This window comes from Mesorhizobium sp. 43Arga (assembly GCF_053714255.1).
Window position 1 is genome coordinate 334,075 of the sequence record NZ_JBSKBO010000006.1, and the last position, 22,613, is coordinate 356,687.

Sequence of the window (22,613 nt, forward strand, 5' to 3'; positions counted from 1 at the left end):
CCGTTGACGTCAGTCTATACAATTAAAATAGCACCGCTCGCGGTTTGGATTGCAGATCCTGTACGTTGGAATAGATGATTTCTTTTCGGTTTGTTTCAAAATGTGCTTCGAACCGTGGAAACTGAAAGAGACAGGGATAACGAATGCAGGGGCTTTTCCAATTTCTCTCTGCAGCTAACGAAGAGGGAGGCGAGCGCCTTACCTGTCCGGATTTTTTGAGCGTTAGGGGCATTCTGCCCCCGACCGCTACACAGCCTTGATGGAGGAAAGCAATGCGCAGTCTCATTGCAATGCCCTTGCACCGCGCCAATCTGGCCGCGCCAGCGTTCGTTGCCCGGACCGTCGTTGCGATGCAAGGACTCATGCAATTGGCATCTGCCGTCCGCGAATTCATTTCGCCATTCTTCAAACCCGATCTCCACTACATCCGGCGCGCGCGACCGGCATATGCACGTCGTGTCGAATCGAGGCAGGTGCTGCCGGTGCTGAAGGGTAGGGGTATCGGACGTTCTTGGGGCGCACCGCCGGTCCAACGGCAGCTTTTGGGCGAACGGCATGAACGATAGGACGAATGACATGTCCGAGATGCCTGCAACCACCAGCTTCTCCAACGCACCCGAGTCGGCGGAGCCTCAGCAGCAGCCGGCGGCCTTCGTCGAGCAACCCGCTCGGCCCTCAGCGGAACAGCCGGGCCCCCTGCCGGTTTCCACGGAGGCTACTCCCGATGGCATCATCGCGCCGGTGTCCAGGCGCCGTCACTTAAAGCGCATCGCATTCGCGACGGTGCTTCTGGCCAGCGCAACTGCGGGCGGTTATTGGGGCTACGGTTACTGGATCACGGGCCAGTACCTGGAGTCGACCGACGACGCCTATTTGAAGGCCGACTACACGACTGTGGCGCCAAAGATCTCGGGCTATATCGCTGCCGTGCTGGTGCACGACAACCAGACGGTCGAGGCAGGGCAGGTTCTCGCCCGCATCGACGACCGCGACTTCCGGGCCGCGCTTGTCCAGGCTGATGCCGAGGTCAAGGCCGCCGAGGCGGCCGTCCGTAACCTCGACGCACAGATTGCACTCCAGCATTCGCTGATCGCGCAGGCAAAGGCGACGGTCGCCGCAACGCAGGCCTCGCTGACGTTCGCCAGCGCCGACGCCGATCGATACACGACGTTGGCAAGGAGCGGCACTGGCACTGCCCAGAAAGCCCAAGCAAGCCGCGCCCAAGCCGACCAACTCATCGCCGGCCTGCACCGCGACGAGGCTTCCGTGGCCGCCGCACAGGCCAAGATCAACGTGCTCGCCACCGAGCGCGACAGTGCCGTGGCCCAAAATGACCGTGCTGAGGCAGCGGCCGAGCAGGCCCGGCTGAACCTTTCCTACGCTACGATCACGGCACCGGTTGACGGAACGGTCGGCGCGCGCACGCTTCGGATCGGGCAGTATGTGGGATCAGGCACGCAACTGATGGCTGTCGTGCCGATGGATGCGGTTTACGTCGTCGCTAACTTCAAAGAGACGCAGCTCGCTCATGTGCGCGACGGTCAGCCGGTGCGCGTTACCGTCGACGGCTTACCGAGTGTCCAACTGAAGGGGCACGTCGACAGCCTGTCGCCGGCGAGCGGGCTGGAATTCGCACTGCTGCCGCCCGACAACGCAACCGGCAACTTCACCAAGATCGTGCAACGTATCCCAGTGAGGATCGCCATCGACAATCACGAGTTCGGCGGGCTGCTCAGGCCCGGCATGTCCGTCGAGCCGACCATCGACACGAAGGCGACCGTGCTGGCTGAAGCAGGCAGGTCAGCCCAGGCTGACACATTCGCCCGGAACACGGAGGCTGCGGCGGACGGCGCCCCGGTAGAAAAGCGTTGAGCGTCAAATCAAGCCGAGCTTGCCAGAAACGCCAATCCGACGGTGCGGACTGACAGCCGTTCCACCGTTCGCGCGATGATCGACACCGGCTGTCAGGCCCATTCTTCAATGCGCTCGAGGAGCCGCAACCATGACCTCCGCCGTCTCCTCGTTCCCAACTTCGGCTCGCGCCCAGAGCGCTGCCGGGACAGTTGGTACCGCCAATTCGGCACGGGTTTGGTTGGCGGTGGTCGGTTCTGCCCTCGGCGCATTTATGGCAGTGCTCAACATCCAGATCGTCAATGCTTCGCTTGCCGACATCCAGGGGGCGATCGGGGCCGGCATCGACGACGGCGGCTGGATCTCGACGTCCTACCTCATTGCCGAGATTGTGGTGATCCCATTAACCGGCTGGCTGTCCCAAGTCTTCTCGCTGCGCAACTATCTGATCACCAATGCGGCGCTGTTCCTCGCGTTCTCGGTCGCCTGCGCCTTCGCTGCCAACCTAGGTCAGATGATCGTTCTGAGAGCGATCCAGGGTTTCACCGGCGGCGTGCTCATCCCGCTCGCCTTCACCATCGTCATCACACTGCTGCCGAAAGCCAAGCAGCCGATCGGCCTGGCGCTGTTTGCACTGTCGGCTACCTTCGCGCCGGCGATCGGCCCGACTATCGGCGGCTATCTCACTGAAAACTGGGGCTGGCAGTACATCTTCTACGTCAACCTGGTGCCCGGGGCACTGATGGTCGGCATGCTGTGGTTCTCGCTCGACCGCCAGCCGATGCGGCTTGGCCTGCTAGGCAAGGGCGACTGGTCGGGCATCGCCACAATGGCCCTCGGGCTCGCTGCACTGCAGACCGTGCTAGAGGAGGGCAACAAGGAAGACTGGTTCGGTTCGCCATTTATCGCACGGCTGGCAATCGTCGCAGCCGTGTCGCTGACGCTGTTCGTGTGGATCGAGTTCACGTCGAGCCATCCGCTGCTGAATCTCAGGCTGCTGGTCCGCCGGAACTTCGGCTTCGGCATCCTCGCCAACTTCCTGCTTGGCATCGCCCTCTACGGCTCGGTCTTCATTGTACCTGTCTATCTCGCCCGCATTCAGGGCTACAATTCCGAGCAGATCGGCTTGGTGCTTGCGTGGACCGGCCTGCCGCAGCTCGTCCTGATCCCGCTGGTGCCTGGCCTCATGCAGCGGTTCGACATTCGTCTCGTCATCGCGATCGGCTTTGCGCTGTTTGCCGCCTCCAACTTCATGAACATCCACATGAGCGGATCATATGCCAGCGACCAGCTTTTCTGGCCGAATATCGTGCGCGCCATCGGCCAGGCCCTTATACTAGCCCCGCTCTCGGCGATCGCCACGTCGGGTATCGAGACGGAAAATGCCGGCTCGGCCTCGGCCCTTTTCAATATGACCCGCAACCTCGGCGGCGCCGTCGGCATCGCGCTGCTACAAACCTTCCTCACCAAGCGCGAGCAATACCATTCGAACGTGCTTGTACAATCGGTGTCCCTGTTTCAGGAGGCAACCCGCGCCCGCATCGCGCGGCTTACCGCCTACTTCCTCTCGCATGGTATCAACGACCAGGCACTCGCCGCACAAAAAGCAGTTCTTGCGATCGCGCTGAGGGTCCGCCAGCAGGCCTACGTCATGGCCTTTAATGACACCTTCTTCCTGCTTGGCGTTAGCTTGACGATCGCGTTGGCGGCGGTCCTGCTGCTGAAGAAGCCCGGCCACGTAACAGCCGGCGGCGCCCACTGACACGGTGTGATCGACGAGATGGACTGAAGCCCAGAGGCGAGAGCAGTCAGTAGAAATCTCCGCTCTTATCTTGGATCCAGACTGCAAACATCGTGGTAAGCTAAGCGGAATTCGCCCTCCTACCAGCAGGGGCGAGGACGCTATCAAGGGGCATTCGCTGGTTCGTGCCCAGGGCCAGTGGCGCGCAATGCATGGATTTCCATAGGATGCGCCTCTGGTATGGTGGCACTAGGATGCGGTGTGAATTCCCGAGCCCAGGTAGGTGCTACGCCAAGCGCTGACGATCCTCACGCCGTCTTTGTCAGGCAGGAGAAGCCGATGGTGCGCGTCTGGTCGCGGCGTCCAAAATTCTTACATTTGGGACTTTTTTTCGCGGCTTATGTCTTGGGTTGCGGTTTTGCTCAGCTGCTCGCAATCGTACCTGGAACAGGGATTTCCGTTTGGCCTCCCAGCGGGCTTTTCATTGCCACGCTTGTTGTTGCCTCCAGGCGCAGTTGGCCATGGTGGGTGTTATCCGGCTGCCTGGCTGAACTGTTCAGCAATTACCTTTGGTTCCACAGTCCGCCGGCCGCGGCCTTGCTGATTTTTGTCGGCAACGCTCTTGAGGCGGCAGCCGGCGCCTGGCTCGTGAATCGGACCAGCAAGCGGCCGGGAGAACTGGAAAGCCTGCAGGAAGTACTTGCGTTCGTCGTGCTTGCCGCTGGAATTGCGCCGGTCGTAAGCGCGACGGTGGGAAGCGCCACACTTGCTTGGTTTGGCATGCAATCGCAAACCTTCACGGGGGCTTGGCCCCTATGGTGGATCGGAGACGCCACCGGGGTTCTGATCGTGGCGCCCCTTTCTCTGGTTGTGTTCCAGAACTGGCGAGCCAGGGCCTACCTCTCGGCCACGCAATGGATGGAAGTTTGCGTCCTGGGGCTGATCTTTCTGGGTGTCGCCGCACTTTCCTTGAGCGGTTACTTGCCTTTCGCCTACATCATTATGCCTCCCCTTCTTTGGGCCGCGGTGCGCTTTGAGTTCAAGGGCGCTGCCGTCGCCTTGATCCTCCTTGCTTTGATCACAGCGGCATTCACGGCATTCGGTGCTGGCGAATTTGCCGGTGATCCCGGGACCCTGAAGCACAACCATACCATGCTGCAGCTTTTCCTGGGGATCTCGGCATTTTCAGCACTGATCGTGGCCGCCATATCCCGACAGCACCAGCTGGCGTTGCTCACATTGCGTGAAAGCGTGGAGGCGCTGCGCGACCGTGAGCAAGAACTCTCGCAACTGGTGGACATGGTTCCGAGCCATGTTTGGCGACTGATGCCCGACGGCGAGCCGACTTTCTTCAATAAGCGAATGGTCGATTTCCTAGGGCTAGATATAGCGGATTTGAGTAAGCCCGGAATAAGCAGGCTGCGGACGCTTGTGGAGACAGTCCATCCCGATGACGCGGCGGGCTTCGGCGACTCGCTGCGTCGCTGCCTCGACACAGGCGAGAGCTTCGCGATGCGATATCGGCTACGTCGCGCCGACGGCGTCTACCACTGGATGTCGAGCCGGGCGGACCCCATGCGGGACCAGCACGGGCGCATCGTTCAGTGGTACGGCTTGTGCCATGACATACACGATCAAGTGCACGCGGAAGAGGCGCTTCGACGAAGCGAGCGGCAGCTCCAGGAGATGGTCGACGCCGTGCCGGTCCGGATCTGGAGCGCAATGCCTACGGGTGGGCCGGTCTACTTCAACAAGCGATACGCAGATCATTTCCGCGATGTCATCGCGAATTTCGAAACTCTTGAAGAACCCCGTATCGAAAATCTGCTGCAAGAACTGGTGCATCCCGATGATAGTCCCGAGGTGGAGCGCACATTACAGCATTGTTTCGAAACTGGCGGCTCGTCCGCTATGCGCTTTCGTTGGCGCGAGAAGGACGGCGTCTATCGGTGGGCAGAGTGCCGGGTAGCGCCTCGGCGCGACGAAGATGGATCGATAGCGCAATGGTATGGCGTTTCTCTCGATATCGACGATGAGATGCGCGCGCAACATGCGTTGGGCGAGCGCGAGCGGGAACTCAAGCTGCTCGTAGACATGGTCCCTGTCAACATCGGTCGCATGTCACCCGATGGCGATCCGACATTCTTCAACAAGCGCCTGATCGATTTTCTCGGACTAGACATAACCGATTTGGAAAAGCCGGGCGTGAGCCGGCTTGCGGCCGTCATGGCGGCCGCCATCCATCCCGATGATGCAGCCGGCTTTGCGGACGCATTCAACCACTCTCTGCTCACCGGCGAGCCCCTTTTCAGAAAATACCGCCTGCGTCGTGCGGACGGCGTGTACCGTTGGGTAGACAACCGCATTGAGCCGCTGCGGGATCAAGACGGAGTGATTGTACAATGGTACGGTGTCTCTCTCGACATAGACGATCAGGTGCGCCTTTACAGCGAACTTGCGGAACGAGAAGGCAGGATTAGGCGACTGGTCGATTCGGATATCATCGGGATCGTTATCTGGGACCTGGACGGACGGCTTATCGACGCCAATGACGCGTTTCTCCGTATGGTCCAGTGCGACCGCGAGGATTTGCAGGCGGGGCTTCGATGGTTCGATATGACGCCACCGGAATGGCAAGAAGTACATGCCCTCGACGAGGCCGAGGAGCTCAAGACGACAGGCAAGATGCAAGCCCGCGAGAAGGAGTTTTTCAGGAAAGATGGCAGCCGGGTGCCTGTACTGATCGGGGCTGCCTGTTTTGAGGGGAACTCGACGCAGGGCGTCGCCTACATTCTCGACTTGACCGAACAGAAGCTTACGGAAGCAGCGCTGCGCGAGCGGGAACGGGAACTCTTGCAGTTGGTCGACATGGTCCCGGCCTATATCCGACGTCTCACGCCGAAAGGAGACCCGGTCTTCTTCAACCAGCGTCTGAAGGACTTCATAGGTGTGGGGCTGGAGAAGGTAGGCCAGCCTGGCGCGAGCGGGCTTGCGCCCGTCGTTGAGGACTTTGTTCATCCTGACGAAGCCGCCAAGCTGCTAGCGGCGATGCGCCATTCCGTTGCGAGCGGCGAAGGCTATGCGATGAAGTACCGCATGCGTGGCACCGACGGAGTGTATCGATGGGTCGACACTCGCGCCGAGCCTGTGCGGCATCAAGATGGAACGATCGCGCAATGGTACGTGGTCTCTCTCGACGTCGAGGACCAGATGCGCGCCGAGGGAGCGCTGCGGGAGCGGGAGCGGGAACTTTCGGTGCTCGTTGACGTGGTCCCCGTAATGATCTCGCGAGTGTCGTCCGAGGGCATCACCACGTTCATCAACCAACGCGGCGCCGATTTCTTTGGTCCGGACGTCATGAACGCGCCGGGCAGCAATGAATTCCTGTCGATCATCAGGGCTATCGTGCATCCAGATGACGCGAGCCTTCTCGAAGCGACCGTCGCCAAGTCTCTCGCCTCGGGCGAGGGCAACGTCTTGAAGTATCGGTTGCGCCGCGCGGACGGTGTCTATCGCTGGGTCGACACTCGCACTGAAACGCAGCGAGACGAGAGCGGCGCCATTTTGCATTGGCACACGGTCGCCCTGGACGTCGACGGTGAGGTGCGGGCTCAGGAAGAGCTTCGCTCGGCGCAAGAACGTCTTGCACGAGCAGGTCAGTCGGCGAGCCTCGCGGAGCTCTCGGCTTCGATCGCTCATGAGGTGAACCAGCCGCTGGCCGCGATCGTCGCCAATTCCCACGCCTGCCACCGTTGGCTGTCCGCCGTCCCCCCGAACCTCGAGCGTGCGAAGATCACGGCCGAGCGCATAATCCGAGACGCGAACTCCGCTGCCGAGGTCGTGAGCCGAATTCGTGCGCTGTTCAAACAGTCCACGGAAGCCAGAAGCTCTACTGTGCTCGGTGGCGTCGTAGCCGAAGCGCGTGACCTCATGGCCGAGGAGGCGGCGCTGCGTCACGTTAGAATGAGCATTGATATTGAAAACAATCTTCCGCCGGTCGCACTCGGGCGCGTCCAGATCCAGCAGATACTGGTCAATCTGATGCGTAACGGCATGGAGGCGATGGACTCCGTGGCGAGTGACAAAGTCCTTGGGATAAGTGTGCGCCGTACGGCGGACGTGGTGCAGACTGAGATCAGCGACCGTGGATCGGGTGTCGCGTTTCCTGACAAGATATTCCAGCCGTTCTTCACAACGAAAGAACAGGGCATGGGTATGGGCCTTGCGATCTGCCGTTCGATTGTCGAGTCCCACGGGGGACGGTTGTGGGCAGAGGCGAACGAACCGGCAGGGACGAAATTCATCTTCACATTGCCTGTTGAAACCAAAACGGCGTCATGACGCCAAACGGACCTCGCGGTCTCGTCTTTAATGATCATAGACGTATCAGGAGCCCCTCAGCCTGCGTGCAGTCGCGTTCGAATCCGTCGGCGCGGCTTACGTTTTTGGCGGTCAGTTGCGCACTGCGCTTACAGCTCGTCGGGCCGTTCCTATGCGCTCTGGTGCGAAGCCATCTTACGGGAACAAGTATTTGCCTTAAAAGCATCCACGGGCAAATCGCAATACAATGCATGGATTTCCATGAGGTGCGGTCGGGGCGTGGCGGGACTAGATTAGTGAGGTGAGCCCATCAGTTCAGATTCAACCGCTGAGAGCAAGTGCTGTACGAGCGTCAACAATCCCCCGAAAGGGAGGCCTGTGCCATGACGACAGGTGATCATATTGTCTTCGTGGTAGATGACGATGAGCGCATTCGGGAGGCTCTCACCGAACTGGTTGCCTCACACGGCATGCGTGCCGTCGCGTTCGGATCGGCTGGCGACTATGTCAGCGCGGACAAGCCAAACGTCCCAGCCTGCCTCATCCTCGATGTCGAGTTGCCGGATATCAACGGGCTCGATCTACAGAAGCAGATCGCGGAAAGGGATCATCCGCCGATCGTTTTCATAACTGGGCATGGCGACATCCCGTCATCCGTCCGGGCAATCAAGGATGGTGCAGTAGACTTCTTGACCAAGCCCTTCAGCGACTCCGATCTCATGGCCGCAATCCGCATGGCGATCGCCCGAGATCGGGAAATCAGATCGGAGCGTGCCGAACTTGGCGTGTTGAAGCAGCGCTATCTGGAACTCACGCCACGCGAACGTGAGGTGCTGCCGCTAGTGGTGAGTGGCCTGCTTAACAAGCAGGCCGCCGCCGAACTCGGGATCAGCGAGGTCACTTTGCAAATCCATAGAAGGAACGTCATGCAGAAGATGATGGCGGCGTCCCTCGCCGATCTCGTGCGAATCGCGGAGCGACTGGAAATACCGATTACCCACTCGCGCCGAGCGGGAGGAGAGTGAGCGTGAGCGTCTATAAACCTGTAGTGGCGGTTGTCGACGACGATCCAAGACTGCTCGAGTCAATGGAGGAACTTCTTGAGTCCGCGGGCTATGTGGCCCGCTGCTTCTCATCGGCGCGACAATTGTTGATCAGCGGGCTATCGGGGCTGGACGTGCTTATCACCGACATCGGGATGGCTGGCATGGATGGCTTTGAACTTCGTGACTTGGTGAGGAGGGCGCGTCCGGAACTGCCGGTTTTCCTGATCACAGGCCGCCACGAGATTGCCGATCAGGACCGCGCGCAGGGCATCAGCGGCTTCTTCCGCAAGCCCTTCGACGCTCACGCCCTGCTTGCGGCCGTCGGCGAGACTTTGTGCAACCATGATACGGAGGACGGACATGAGAGTTGACCAGCCGCTCTTACGGAGATCGGCGCCGGTAGTGCAGCCGAAGGGTGAAGGGGAGCAGCCGCTCGTCATTATTGTCGACGACGATGCATCTGTTCGGGAGGCGCTGTCGGAACTGATCCTGTCGGCGGGTTTCCAGCCGGTTTGCTTTGCCTCGACCCGCGAATTGCTTGACGCCGATGTGTTGGACAGTCCAGGCTGCCTGATCGTCGACGTGCGGATGCCAGGAGCGAGCGGTCTCGATCTGCAGCGTCATCTGGCGAAAAGCGGAAACCCTAAGCCGATCGTCTTTCTGACCGGGCACGGCGATATTCCAATGACTGTCCAAGCAATGAAGGCCGGCGCGGTGGACTTTCTCACCAAGCCGGTGCGCGACCAAACACTGCTCGACGCTGTGATCGCGGGCATTGCGATGGATGCTGCGCTGCGGGCGCAAGCGGTGGTCGTCAAGCGCAACATCGAGCACGTGGGGGCTCTGACGCCACGCGAGCGCGAGGTACTGCGTGAAGTCGCGCGCGGGCGAGTCAATAAGCAGATCGCCTTCGACCTCGGCATCAGTGAAGTGACGGTCAAGCTGCATCGCGGCAATGTCATGCGCAAGATGGAGGCCGCTTCGATCGGCGAGTTAATCCGGGCATGGGAAACACTGCCCGCGCCGATGCGCGAAGATAGCGCGACCTAGACCTTGGCATAAGGCTGTCCATGCCTGGGTCCAATAGGATTGTCCTGTGCTGCTGACCGGTCCTTCGTCGAAGAGTTCCGGCCATCGATTCAGGATGCGTCGGTTCACGACTTAGCCAGGTCCACAAAGTTTCAGAAAGCAGCGTGAGGCGAAGGTTGAGCCGAGCATGAACTCGACTCCACTGGCCCGACATCTGTCTGGCCCTATGGGAAATCGAGCAATGGACTTCGATCCTGCATTCCTGTCGGGACTGCAATTCCTAGGTCATGGGCTGACACGTCCCGCTGCCGGCCATTGCCGTGGGATTGGCCGCGTTCATCGCTATACTGGGAGGTCCCCTCTCAATTTGCTCACATAGGACGGCTGTCGGGCTTGGTTCGCGAGGGCGACAGGTTGTCCGATACAGAGCGCTATAGATTTGGTCTACTCGCCGCCAAGGCCTCCGGACATCTTGGCATGCCTGTCCTGCACCTTGGCATTGCACGAGAGATGCTTCCGTAGAATAGGTTCGCGGCCCGGATCGGCGCATCCTCCTCGCAAGCCATCACGACTGTCGAGTTTCGATCGCTCGTTCGCCCGCACTCCCGAATGCGACCGTGCAGGTCGATTCGACAATCGTGATGGTGAGCCGGATGTTCAAGGCCAGATGATGGATGGACACGATGAACAAAGATGGACTCTTCTCCGTTGGCGCATCCAGCCGCGATGTAACGCCGTTTAGTTGCGGCGAGGACGACCAGATCGTCCTCGTCAAGGACTCGCGAGTAAAGTTAGCGAGGCCGATCAAGGACGCCGCATGGCATCACAACCACGCACTGGGATCAGGTGAACGCAGGTCCGCCGCCCACCTTGGTCTCAAATCAGGATCGCGTGTCGTCAGCAATTTCTGCGACCTCGCAATGACCATCCTTGGCGACCTTTCGCGTACATTGAATCGGATGTCGGGCGGACCGCGAGGCCAAACGTTATGCGCTCGCATTGCTGAACGACAGCCCGATTGCTGGTTCTGTCGGCTTATGTCTCGGATTGTAGAACCAAACCACTGCGCCATCGAACTGGCGAGCTGGGTCGCGCGGGACGCTGACTGAGGCTGAATGCCGGATGGACGATCAATGGAGCCACGACCGCTAAGGCATGAAATTCCTGCCGAATGGGCGGCCTGTGCATTCGCGCAGCCCGTCCGCCAACTAGCAGCCAATCCTCATTTGAGGGGCCACGGCGACCCGGCGACGTGCCAGCATCCTATGCCTAGGCATAGGATGACCAGTGCCCAGGACCCTATAGACCCCGACCGACCGGCAGTAGTACCGTCTGAGCGGTACACCGCTTGGTTACACCGCGAGGATAGCCATCGACGATTGAGAAACCAATATGAGATCGGCGCCCTCCGGGTTCGCAATAACCCGGAGATGCCTCGTTGGCCCCTGCATTGATCGCGGGCGGCCGTGCTGCCGTCGCTGAGAGACCGAGCCAACGGGAATGCTCATGCAAATATTCGCTTACCCAATCAAACGACCCGGCAAGCGCAGCTTCTGTCTGTGGATGCTGCTGCTGGCGATCGGCTTGCTGCTTTCGGTGCCTCCAGTCTATGCCGAGGGGGTGCTCCGCATACCCTACGTCGCCGATATAGGCACGTTCGATCCGGACAACGGGTTTGAGACTGGTGCGATGAGCGCAATCGACAACGTTTACGAAGGTCTCGTCGAGTACGAGCCGGGTTCGATTAAGATCGTTGGTCTGCTCGCCAAGAGTTGGGAGATCTCGGACGACGGGCTGACTTACACCTTCCACCTGGTCGATGGTGTCAAGTTTCATGATGGCACGACGTTCAATGCAGCGGCGGTCATAAAGTCGTTCGAACGCAGACGCGATCGTGGGCTGATCCTGAGCTACTCCTTGGCCAACGTGAAGGACATGAGGGCGCCCGACGATTCGACCGTTGTGCTCACGCTGGCCCATCCTCAGCCGTCGCTCCTCGATAGCCTCGCCAGCGCATGGGGCCCGAAGGTCATCAGCCCGACGGCGCTGACCGAATATGACAAAGGTGACTTCGCCAAGACGTGGCTCAACGAACACGCGGTGGGAACCGGTCCATTCAAGCTCGCCGAATTCAAGCGAGGTGAGCGTTATGTGCTCGACCGCAATGATGACTATTGGGGTGCCAAGCCGTTCTTTAACAAGATCCTGATCTCCGTCGTGCCCGATATCAGCCAGCAGATTCTGCAACTGCAAGCGGGCGTGATCGATGCCGTGCCGATCAACTATCCGTTCGCGCAACTCAAGAGTCTACCGGCGGGTTTGGAGATCACGGCCGTCCCGAGCATGATACCGTACGACCTCTTCGTTAAACCCAACTCGCCTCTCGACGACGCGGAGGTCCGCAAGGCCGTTTTGACAGCGATCAACCCGGCACTGTGGGTCAGAGACGCCTTCGGAGAGTTCGCAAGCCTGTCTAAGTCGGTTTACCCGAATGTTATGCTCGACCCGGTGAATCCGATCCGGTTTCCGCCCGACTTCGAGGCGGCGAAAGCCGCGATCGCCAAACATGGCGCGGTCAATTTGGTCATCGGCCTCCATAGCCCGGCCCCGAGCTACGGCCGCATCGCCGACCTGATGATCGCGCAACTGGCATTGATTGGCGTAAAGGCAACGGCTTACGTGCTGCCCTCCGGCGCTGCTTATACCTTGAAGGACGACCCAAACCCTCCTGATTTGCTCCTCACGATCGCGGGGCCGGACGCCGCTCATCCCGAGAGCCAGGCCAAGGTGTTCTTCACGAAAGGCGGTCCCCTCAACTTTTTTGGCCGGATACTGCCGGAAGCCGATGCCCTCGTGGAACAGGCCGGGCAGTTGACCGACATCAAACAACGTGACGCTCTTTATGAGAGAGCGGGGCAGATGTATTTCGATGCCGGCATCGTCATCCCGCTTGTCGACGTCAACGATGTAGTTGTCCACGCCAAGGGGCTGAAGGACCTCGGACTCCGTCCCGTGTACCCACCCGGCAACATCGACTTCGCCACCGTCCGCTGGGACCATTGAACTCCGGTCATCCGGTTCATTCCGGAAGCAGGTCAGGCTCGTACCCCAGATGATCAAGCTCGCGCACCGAATGTCGGACCACGCGACCGAGCCCGTCCTCGCCGTCAAAGACCTTTCAGTTATTCTAAGCCGCGAAGGCCGCCCTTCTCGCGTCCTCGACGGTATCAGCTTCGAGATGTTTCCTGGCGAGATCATCGCGCTGGTTGGGGAAAGCGGTTCCGGCAAGACAAGCATCGGACTGACGCTTCAGGGCCTCCTGCCGCGCGAATACCAGCCGCGGATAGCAGGCTCGATCCGGCTAGCGGGGATCGAGCTTGTCGGAGCGGGAAGGCGCACCTGGCAGTCGGCCCGCCGCCGCCTCGTCCGCGCGATCTCGCAAGATCCGATGGGCGCGCTCAACCCCACGATGACGATCCGCCGCCAGATGAAAGAATCCAATGGGGGATCGATCGAAGACTGGCTCAGCCGAACCGGCCTGCCTGATCCCGACCGGATCGCTGATGCGCTTCCGCATCGCCTGTCGGGGGGGCAGCGTCAGCGAGTGCTCATTGCCATGGCGATGATGGCACGACCGAAGCTGCTCATCGCTGATGAGCCGACCACCGCCCTCGATGTCACCATGCAGGGGCAGATCCTCGACCTGTTGCGCGACCTCGCCCGCGAGCAGCAGACGGCAATTCTGTTCGTGACGCACGATCTGAGCGTGGCGGCTACGCTGGCCGATCGCGTCCTCGTTCTGTACGCTGGACGTATCGTTGAAATGGGCTCTATGCAGGACGTCGCCCGCAATGCCGCCCACCCCTATTCCGCCGGCCTGCTCGCAGCTCGATTCGATCTGGACACTGATCGACGGCGCCCACTCCCCACGCTCCCGCCCGAGCGCTCGCCCTCCATAAATGTCGAGAACGCCTGCGCCTACGCGACTCGCTGCCCGATCGCCCAGGCAGATTGCACGGCGATCCGCCCGCCGCTGCAGCCTGTTTCCGTCCACGGTGGCGCAGTTGCCTGCCTTCACCACGAACAAACGCCACTTCTCTCAGCTCAGCGCGCTGATGCGAAACCATGGCCCCCCCAGGCGATCCAGGAAACCGCGGCCCTAAGGCTGTCCAACATCGGAAAAACATATCCGACAGGCCCCCGATCGTTTTGGGGACGGCGTCAACCGCAGCCCGTTCTTAAGTCGGTCAACCTCTCGATCAAGCTTGGCGAGTGCGTGGCCCTGGTGGGCGAGAGTGGCGCCGGCAAGTCTACCCTTTTGAGGATTGCTGCTGGGCTCGTGATACCCGAGAGCGGCGCTGTTACACGCTTCGACAAGCTTCCTCCGCAAGTCGTGTTTCAAGATCCGGTGGCGGCGCTGACGCCGTGGCTCACGATTGGCGAGCAGATCGGTGAGCGCCTTCGGGGCGTTTCGCTCGACAGTGACTACGGCCGCCGTCGCGTCGGAGAGGCGATAAAGCTGGTCGGCCTCGATCCGACGCTGATGGACGCCCTGCCGGCCGAGATGTCGGTCGGGCAGTGCCAGCGTGCGGTTCTGGCTCGCGCGGTAATAGTCCCCCCAAGGCTTCTGCTCTGCGATGAGCCAATCAGCGCCATGGACGTGTCGCTGGCGGCCACCACCCTGAACCTCCTTAGCGGCCTTCGACGGCGTCTCGACATGGCGATGCTGTTCGTTACTCACGATCTGGCGGCCGCCAGGATCATCGCCGACCGTATCGCGGTGCTGAAGGATGGAGAGTTGGTTGAGGTTGCCGATCCGGACGCCATCATTGCCGCGCCGCAGTCCGCCTATACGCAATCTCTCATCGCAGCGATGCCGAGCCTGCAGGCGGGAGCCGGACGATGACCAATAGGCCAAGCCCGGACACCATGCCCGCGCGGCCTCGGTTCAACTGGCGTGATTTCTTCCGGCGTGCCGGTTGGCTTGAAAGTGTCGGCATTGTCGGCATGCCTGTCGTCACCGTTGTGGCCGTGTTGGCGCCCTGGATCACGCCGTTCGACCCACAACTGCGCGTCGCCGGAGCCTACCTGCCGCCTTCGGCCGGGCATTGGTTCGGCACCGACGAGATCGGCCGCGACCTGTTCTCGCGCGTCATCCTCGGCGTTCAATATACGTGGCTACCGGGGCTTGCAGTTATTGGAGTCAGTCTCGCTGCAGGTTCCCTGGTCGGACTGATTTCGGGCCTGATGGGTGACAAAGTCGACCTGGTCATCGAGCGGATCGTCGACTTGTTCTTAGTCCTCCCGGCAACGCTCATCTCGTTGGCTGTCGTGGCTTCGCTTGGCCCCGGGCTTGTCAACACCATGATCGCGCTCGCCATTTTCTGGTGGCCCTGGTACGCGCGCATATCCCGCGATGAAATTCGTCGCCTCAAGGCCCGTCCTCATGTCGAGGCGGCGCGTATCGCCGGGGTGCGCGGTCCGCGCCTGCTGTTGCGGTACTTGTTGCCGGGAGTGGTCCCGGCCTTGCTCATCGGGGCGTCACTGGACGTCGCCAACGTCATCATGACGCTTTCGCTGATGTCGTTCCTTGGCCTTGGACTGCCTGCGCCGGCACCTGAGCTCGGAGCGATGACGTCGCGCACCCTCGACAGCCTCACTGTCTATTGGTGGCTGCCGATCCTGCCGGCCGCGATCATCTTTCTCCTCTGCCTCCTCGCCAACCTCGCGGGCGACGGCATCCGCGCCGCGTTGAGGGGGGCATAGATGCTGGCATACCTCACCAAAAGCATCGTCGGCGCCGTCATCGTTCTCCTTGTTATGAGTTTCATCGTTTTCGCTCTCCAAAGCATTATTCCCGCCGATCCGGCGCGAGCCGTTGCCGGGCCGAACGCCCCGCCGGAAACAGTTGAGGCGATGCGAAAGCAGCTCGGGCTGGACGACCCCGCCGTCGTTCAGTACGGGCGCTTCCTATTGCGCCTCGCACATGCTGATCTGGGAACGTCGGTAAGAACCCGTCAGCCGGTGGCTGACGACATAGAGCAATATCTCCCCGCTACGATTGAACTCGGACTGGCGTCTATAGCTTTGGGAGTAGTACTCGCAGGCGTTATGGCGGCGCTACAGTTCCTAATTCCGGGATCAGGTGGAATTAGGCTCGCAATGGTGGGGGTGGGTTCCACTCCGATCTTTCTTTCAGCCTTGCTTCTCACCTATTTTTTCTGGTTCCGACTCAATTGGCTTCCCGGCGCCGGTCGGCTTGCCTACCGGAATTTTGCAGGCCCCACGGGACTCAACATCATCGATGGAATACTAGTCGGCCGGCCCGAAGTCAGCGTGGATGCGCTGCTGCATCTGATCTTACCTGCGCTTGCACTGGCATTGCCTATTGGCGTCGCGGTTGGGCGAAGCCTGAACGGTGCGCTACACGAGGTTATGAATCAGGCATATGTCCGGACAGCACGGGGCAAAGGTCTCAGTGAGACAAAGGTTCTGTTGCACCACGGTTTGCGCAATGCCGCGACGGCCCCACTGTCAATGCTCGGCCTGCAGATCCGCCTTCTGTTCGGCAATTTGCTTGTCGTCGAGCGCGTTTTCGGGTGGCCCGGTCTGGGTCTTTACACGGTCCAGGCTTTTGCCAGCGCCGATCTCCCGGCCGTGCTGGGCGTCGCCATCGTCTTCGGAATCTTGTACATCTTGGTCAACACGCTCATCGAGATCGGGCAGTCGATGGCCGATCCCCGGATCAACCTCTGAAAGCGACCACACAGGCGCTTACTGTCGTGGCAGTGGTGTCTTGGTCGAGTCGGCAGCGCGGATAGGGAGGCTGAAGGTTATGGATGCCCCCCCTGTCTCGACATTTTCCGCCCAAAGCCGCCCGCAGTGCGCCTCGACAATTGTGCGGCAGATTGCCAGGCCCATACCCATTCCATCCGGCTTGGTTGTGTAGAACGCGTCGAAAATCCGTTCCAGGTCGCTAAGACCGCGGCCGCGATCTCGCACTTCGACCTCGACTGTTCCGTCATCCTGACGCCGCGACACGATTCGCAGGCTTCGCGCGTTGATGCTCACATCCTGCATCGCCTCGATGCCGTTGCGGACGAGGTTGAGGACGACCTGCTCCATCTGAACATGATCGGCAGCCGTCGCTGGAAGGCGGGAATCGAGTTGAAGGTCCAGCTTGACGCTGCTCGACGCGAGCCTATCACCCAGGAGCTCACACACTTCATGGATCACCGCGTTCAGATCGATCGCACGCGGTTCGCCTTCGGTCTTGCTGAACAGCGCCCGGATGCGGCTGACCACCTGCGCGGCCGCGTCGGCGTTTCTGATGATTTTTTGGGCGACCCGGCTGGCGTGATTGAAGTTGGGCGGATCTGCGTTCAGCCATCTCTGGAACGCGCCGGCGTTGGCCACGACCGCCTGCAGCGGCTGGTTGAGTTCGTGCGCAATGGACACCGACAGTTCGGACAGGCTGGCGGCCCTCAAGGCGAGCGCGAGCCGTTCGTCCGCCAGACGCAGGGATTCCTGGGCGCGCACCTCGTCGTCGACGTCGAAGTTGACGCCATACCAGCGAAGAATAGTGCCGTCTTCGTCGCGTAGCGGTTCGAAGCGCGAGTCGATCCAGCGATATACTCCATCCTTCCGGCACAGCCGAGCTTTGTGCTGGAGCGGCTCTCCATGGGCAAAGGACTTCTGGAACACCGCCTTGACGGCCGCCCTGTCGTCTGGGTGGAACAGCTCCACATGCGAGCCGAATTGCCGCGTGGCTCGCGGTATCTCTTTGGCCGAGTCGATCCGCGCCCAATCGACAAAACGCTTGTTGAAATAGTACGGCAATCCCGCCGGCGTCATCAGCCAGATCATAGTGGGAACCGTGTCGACCAGCAGCCTGAGCTCTCGCTCACTCTGGCGGAGTGCGGCTTCTGCCTTGCGCCGGTCGTCGATGTCCTCGGTATGGCCATACCACCCGACAATTCGCCCCCGCTCATCGCGCGAGGCTACACCCGTATCGCGAAACCATCGATAGGTGCCATCGAACCGGCGCAAACGCTTCTCTGCGATCATCGGCTCGCCCGTCTCTAGGCTGTGGCGCCATTGCGCCATGCTTGCCTCGACATCGTCGGCATGGACAAATCTCCGCCACCAGGAAAAGTCGTCGGCATTCATGATCTCGCGCATTTCTTCAGCCGTGACGCCAACATACTCGAGGGCTGCGGGATTGAGGAACCGAAGGCGTCCGTCCGGATAGGCGGACCATCCGAGGCCCGGAGTGTCGGCGGAATTGAAAACAGAACCTTGGTATACCCGGTCATAGAAGCTGATGGTTCTGAAGATTTTGACCACCACCCACAGCCCAAGCGCTCCGGCAACAAACGCTGCCAGTTGGACGAGACTGTTTTCCGCCCCCTGTGCGGGTGACAGCAGGATAACAGCTGCAAGCAGGCTGGCCGCTGCAACCGACGCCAATCCCGCCCTCCAGCCGACGCAGATGCACACGGCTGCAACCGCAACCAGCAGGCCGGATGGCTCGTGTGCGAACCAAGCAAGCAAGACGCTCGCCGCTCCTATCGCCGCAGCCACGACGCGACGCTGATGCGATGACGTCAGTTCCATTCGAGACCTCTCGAGACCGCCTCTCCGTTCGGCTCGCCGTCGCGGCCCCGTTTAATGAGTTAAATGCGCTCGTGCCCCTGATTGTGCGGCTGTCTTCCCCACAGCGGAAGCCATCTTCAATTGGTACAGTATCTCCGGTGGAAGCGATTGGCAGACGTTGAAGAGATGAGAGACAGACCGCGCATCCATCTTCTTCATCATATTGCTGCGATGAAGCTTCACCGTGATTTCGCTAATACCAAGATCGAACGCGATCTGCTTGTTCATCGCACCGGAGATCACAAATCTCAGAACCTCCCGTTCACGGGGCGTGAGTGTCTCATACAGGGCCGAGTTCTTTCGGGCTACGGCTGACGCCGCCCTTCGAGCGATGTCAGCAGAGATAGCTGTCGACACGGCGTCTAGGAATGTCTGGTCGCGCACCGGCTTGGTCAGGAAATCCACTGCGCCCGCCTTCATAGCGTCGACGCTCATGGCAATGTCACCATGACCCGTCAAGAATACAATCGGGGTCAGTATCTCTTTGGTTGCAAGAAGCTGCTGGAGATCCATGCCGCTCAGACCGGGCATTCGAACATCGAGAACAATGCAGCCAGGACGGTCCGGGAGCTTTGAGCTGAGCACTTCCTGGGCCGAGGAAAACGATATCGAGTCGATGCCAACCGAATTTAGCAACTCCTCCAAGGAGTCGCGGACCTCCGCATCATCATCGACCAGAATTGCTAAGGGACTCTCTGCGATTTGCGAATTTGCCAAGCCCATGATCCTTACCTCCGGGCGATCTTTGCTGGACACGAATTGACCGCGTTCGCGCGGGTATTATTATCAACCCCGCGCCCTTCACACGTCAACCAAGCTGCACTTGCATCTGTCGGCGAAAAACTCGCGTGCGGCCGATAGCCAGGAGATAGCGTGCTGATACTGCACCTTTCCCTCAGAGTTTTGACGTAGCGGAAAGATGGAGGTTCGTGCAACAGGACAAAGGGCGACCGGTGCCTGAAGATTTGATTGGCTAATCTAGACTTAGGTATTGGGCGTCTGCAGCGGCTCGGCTTAAGGACGTTCGCCACACCGGGATCTCTCTCCGGAACGACACTCAACTAGATGCCATAATGCTGTCGCCGCAAGGCAATGGGACGATCAACCTCTTCGTTTGCTGCAGGACAAGCGCGCGGCGGTCAGAGGCCTAATTGCAGGATTCATCTCGACTGCCGAGGATTGCGGCGGATACAATCAAGCCACGTCGATCAAAACGAGCTTGGCGATCGATGCTGAGGCGGCGTGTCACCGGTGCCGGCACTGGAAGAGGCGCCGGGGCACAGGAGCAAGCCGATGACTTCCTCTTGCTGAACTGCACCACGACGCCCCTGTACTCGAAGTGTTGGTGCGCTAAGCCGCCCGCGCCCTGCGACTTGCCACAAGCTGCAAGGCAGCGAACGTCGCTACGCAAATACCGATCAAGACATGCGTCCACATCGGACCCTGCGCCGATCCGAAGCCGAGAAGGAACGGAGCTACCACCGCCCAGCATCCTAAGGTGAGGTTGGACCATTCCGCCCAATCCCCATAGCGATAGAGGGCCGCGGCAGAGCAGCACACAATCAGTGTGCCCACGATCCCGGCGTTCCAAGCCGCAGCAGGCAGCCCGACGAACATGATTGCAGCGCAGGCCAAACCTGCGCCGAGAATAAGGTCGGTCCATTCCAACCCCTTGCTTGGTACATCACTTCTCATCTTCATCTCCTTCTTCAGCCGTACCACGGAGGTGGCCGGTACGGAGAAGATGGGGCAGTCCGGTGCATCAGCCTATTCTACGCAGGCACCTGTCCGTCGATGCTAAAGTCTAGGGCGGCCATGCGCGGTGATTGTAGAAGATATCGATGTACTCGGGTCACCGCCCGTCAGGGCAGGGCAATGCCCGGGTCTACGTGCCATGTGGTTTTCCGCCGCTCCGAGGAGCAACAGAGTTCAGCCAGTGCGGCCCTTTTATTCGGGATAGCTGGTCTCGAGTTTCTTGAAGGTCAAGCTGCCATCAGCACTGTCGCCGGACTCGGGGCGCTTTTCCTTGTCGAGCCTGCACATCGGTTTTATTCAGCGCGATGCGAAAATCGGCTACGCGCATCAAAGTGGCGCGCCAGTCGGCGATGCTGCCGATGTTGTTGATGAACCAGCGCAGCGACGAATTCACCTGGTTGAAGGCGCCGACTGCCATCATCAGTCCGCCGAAGCCGATGTCGCCCGAGAAATAGACAGGCGCTGCGACAAGGATCGGGGCCACGACGGTGATCCAGCCGTAAGTGCTGGTCAGCCAGGATAGGTTGATCTGCGCGGTGTAGATGCGCCGCACGGCTCCCAGCAACGTGCCTAGGTCGACTTCGAGCCGTCGCCTGGCCGCGGCTTCGCCATGATCGAGCGCAATGGCATCGACGTTCTCGTTGACGCGCACCATTGAGGAGCGCAATTCCGCTTCGCGTGCGTAGCGATCGCTGTCGAGGTCGATGAGCGGGCGCCCCACCAGCCAGCTCAGCCACGAGGCGTGGCCGGCATAAAGCAATGCCGCCCATACCATGTAGCCTGGTATCCCCAGGGAATATCCGCCAATGTGGAAGATGAAGCCGGAAGAGAGTTGCCAGAGCACGTCTACAAAGGACGCAAGCAGGATGAACGACTGCAACAGTCCAACGCCGAGGTCCGTCGAAAGATCGGAAAGATGCCCGGCGTCCTGCTGCATGCGCTGATCGGGATTGATGCCGATGGTACCGGCATTTGCCAGCCGCTGCGCCCGTGCCGGGCGCATCCATTGGTCGATCAGATCGAGCGTAAGCGCCTCGCGCAGCTTCAGCCGGATCATCTGGTTGAGCCAGGTCTGGCCGATGTTGAGCACCAGCAGCCCGCCGGCAATGACGGCAAAAACCAGAAGCTGGTGCAGGAAGGCGGCCATATCGCGGCGCGCCAGCGCATCATAGAAAGGCTGGTTCCAGCGGTTGAGCAGGACCTGGCCAATCGACGTCGCGACAATGACCGCCACGATGCCAACCGACGCCCAAAGCAGCCAGTTGCGGACCGGCGACGCCTTCAAACCGAGTTTGATCGTCGCCAGTTGGTCGCTGAGGCTGCTGGCCCCGACTGAGACAGCGGCGTTCTCGACACCGGAGTCGTCATCCGCTTGATCAGCCATACATGAGATCCATGCTTGCGAGGCGGGTTCACATCAGACTGGGGTCGCGCCGCCACATCGACATTGCGGGCCAAACTCCCAACCAACCGCGTCTTCGTGAACATCCTCACTGAAAGCACGTTGGTGTTTCGATTGGCGTTGCGTCGCGGCTACCTTGCTGCCCAGGATCGGGGACGCTCTTTGCCGGTTGAGATAGCGAAAGTACCTAGGTCTCTCGCCCGGGCCCTGAAATTTCTGCCATCAGGATTAATGGCCCCAGATGCCCTGGCCATATTCTTCGTTGGGAACGATCGGCCTGCGCACGGTGTGCGGCACGCCGACGTTGTTGTTTGCCTTTTTGGTCGATGCGGTATGCACGGTGTCAGTGGTGGTCGCGGGCAACTGCGGATCGACGCCGGACCCATAATGGGCGCTTCCGGCAAAGGCGCCTCCCAATGAAACCAGGAGAGCGGCGGTAACAAGGATCATTTTCATCTCGGTGACTCCGGTGTGGATTTTCATGGCATTCGCCTCACAGAGATACGGGCGGAGCACCTGCCATACGATCAGACCAGCGGGCTGGCTGACCCATACGAAGGATTGTGGCGTGCAGGCCAAAAGCCTGGACACGCTACCGTTGACGAGAGGCTTCGTTGTCTTGGCGCTGGCGCCTTACCTGCGCGTCTTTTTTGGCCTCGATCGCATGAATGGTTCGCCAACAAAGGCCGTGACATGCCTGGCCCATGCCTTCATTGGTGGTATTTCAATGCCTATTTTGATAGCTGCCCGACATCCGCGCCGGCGTTAGGGCTTGCAGGGCGAAATGCGATAGGTCGCTGCCGTCTGCCGTGGG

15 protein-coding genes and 1 pseudogene are annotated in these 22,613 nt (G+C 60.4%); 11 read left to right on the top strand and 5 right to left on the bottom strand.

Annotation, left to right across the window (positions count from 1 at the left end):
- The first annotated feature begins 272 nt into the window (after positions 1–272).
- The 11 genes from ACWGS8_RS22385 to ACWGS8_RS22435 all read left to right on the top strand — a co-directional run bounded on the left by ACWGS8_RS22385 (position 273) and on the right by ACWGS8_RS22435 (position 16,743).
- Positions 273–566 carry a hypothetical protein gene (locus ACWGS8_RS22385; RefSeq protein ID WP_454582929.1) on the top strand — a complete coding sequence of 98 codons (294 nt, stop codon included), beginning with the start codon at positions 273–275 and terminating at the stop codon, positions 564–566.
- 10 nt (positions 567–576) lie between these two features.
- Positions 577–1,872: an HlyD family secretion protein gene (locus ACWGS8_RS22390; RefSeq protein ID WP_454582930.1), complete on the top strand. Its 1,296-nt coding sequence runs from the start codon at positions 577–579 to the stop codon at positions 1,870–1,872.
- A gap of 130 nt (positions 1,873–2,002) precedes the next feature.
- On the top strand, positions 2,003–3,613 hold the full coding sequence (locus ACWGS8_RS22395; protein ID WP_454582931.1) for an MDR family MFS transporter: 1,611 nt from the start codon (positions 2,003–2,005) through the stop codon (positions 3,611–3,613).
- 318 nt (positions 3,614–3,931) lie between these two features.
- On the top strand, positions 3,932–7,933 hold the full coding sequence (locus ACWGS8_RS22400) for a PAS domain-containing protein (protein ID WP_454582932.1): 4,002 nt from the start codon (positions 3,932–3,934) through the stop codon (positions 7,931–7,933).
- Between the two features lie 362 nt (positions 7,934–8,295).
- Entirely contained in the window at positions 8,296–8,937 is a 642-nt protein-coding gene (locus ACWGS8_RS22405; protein WP_454582933.1) for a response regulator transcription factor, read from the top strand.
- Positions 8,934–9,329: a response regulator gene (locus ACWGS8_RS22410; protein ID WP_454582934.1), complete on the top strand. Its 396-nt coding sequence runs from the start codon at positions 8,934–8,936 to the stop codon at positions 9,327–9,329. Before ACWGS8_RS22405 ends, ACWGS8_RS22410 begins: the two co-directional genes overlap by 4 nt.
- Positions 9,319–10,008: a response regulator transcription factor gene (locus tag ACWGS8_RS22415; protein WP_454582935.1), complete on the top strand. Its 690-nt coding sequence runs from the start codon at positions 9,319–9,321 to the stop codon at positions 10,006–10,008. The genes ACWGS8_RS22410 and ACWGS8_RS22415 overlap by 11 nt, the downstream gene beginning before the upstream one ends.
- 1,485 nt (positions 10,009–11,493) lie before the next feature.
- Complete coding sequence (locus ACWGS8_RS22420; protein ID WP_454582936.1) at positions 11,494–13,050, top strand: ABC transporter substrate-binding protein; 1,557 nt, start codon at positions 11,494–11,496, stop codon at positions 13,048–13,050.
- Between the two features lie 49 nt (positions 13,051–13,099).
- The gene (locus ACWGS8_RS22425) at positions 13,100–14,893 is read left to right on the top strand and encodes an oligopeptide/dipeptide ABC transporter ATP-binding protein (protein WP_454582937.1); all 1,794 of its coding nucleotides are present in this window, start codon (positions 13,100–13,102) and stop codon (positions 14,891–14,893) included.
- Positions 14,890–15,753: an ABC transporter permease gene (locus ACWGS8_RS22430; protein ID WP_454582938.1), complete on the top strand. Its 864-nt coding sequence runs from the start codon at positions 14,890–14,892 to the stop codon at positions 15,751–15,753. The genes ACWGS8_RS22425 and ACWGS8_RS22430 overlap by 4 nt, the downstream gene beginning before the upstream one ends.
- Positions 15,754–16,743 carry an ABC transporter permease gene (locus ACWGS8_RS22435; protein WP_454582939.1) on the top strand — a complete coding sequence of 330 codons (990 nt, stop codon included), beginning with the start codon at positions 15,754–15,756 and terminating at the stop codon, positions 16,741–16,743. It abuts the gene before it with no gap.
- A gap of 18 nt (positions 16,744–16,761) precedes the next feature.
- Here ACWGS8_RS22435 and ACWGS8_RS22440 read toward each other — a convergent pair whose 3' ends face one another.
- The 5 genes and pseudogenes from ACWGS8_RS22440 to ACWGS8_RS22460 form a co-directional block, all read right to left on the bottom strand.
- On the bottom strand, positions 16,762–18,603 hold the full coding sequence (locus ACWGS8_RS22440) for a PAS domain-containing sensor histidine kinase (RefSeq protein WP_454582940.1): 1,842 nt from the start codon (positions 18,601–18,603) through the stop codon (positions 16,762–16,764).
- Positions 18,604–18,654: 51 nt separating this feature from the next.
- Positions 18,655–19,365, bottom strand: a complete 711-nt coding sequence (locus ACWGS8_RS22445; RefSeq protein ID WP_454582941.1) for a response regulator transcription factor — start codon at positions 19,363–19,365, stop codon at positions 18,655–18,657.
- A 627-nt stretch (positions 19,366–19,992) separates the two neighbouring features.
- Entirely contained in the window at positions 19,993–20,343 is a 351-nt protein-coding gene (locus ACWGS8_RS22450) for an SPW repeat protein (RefSeq protein ID WP_454582942.1), read from the bottom strand.
- Positions 20,344–20,592: 249 nt separating this feature from the next.
- A pseudogene (locus ACWGS8_RS22455) lies at positions 20,593–21,781 on the bottom strand (ABC transporter ATP-binding protein/permease); the annotation flags it as partial.
- Between the two features lie 246 nt (positions 21,782–22,027).
- Complete coding sequence (locus ACWGS8_RS22460) at positions 22,028–22,282, bottom strand: DUF680 domain-containing protein (RefSeq protein ID WP_454582943.1); 255 nt, start codon at positions 22,280–22,282, stop codon at positions 22,028–22,030.
- Between the last annotated feature and the right edge of the window lie 331 nt (positions 22,283–22,613).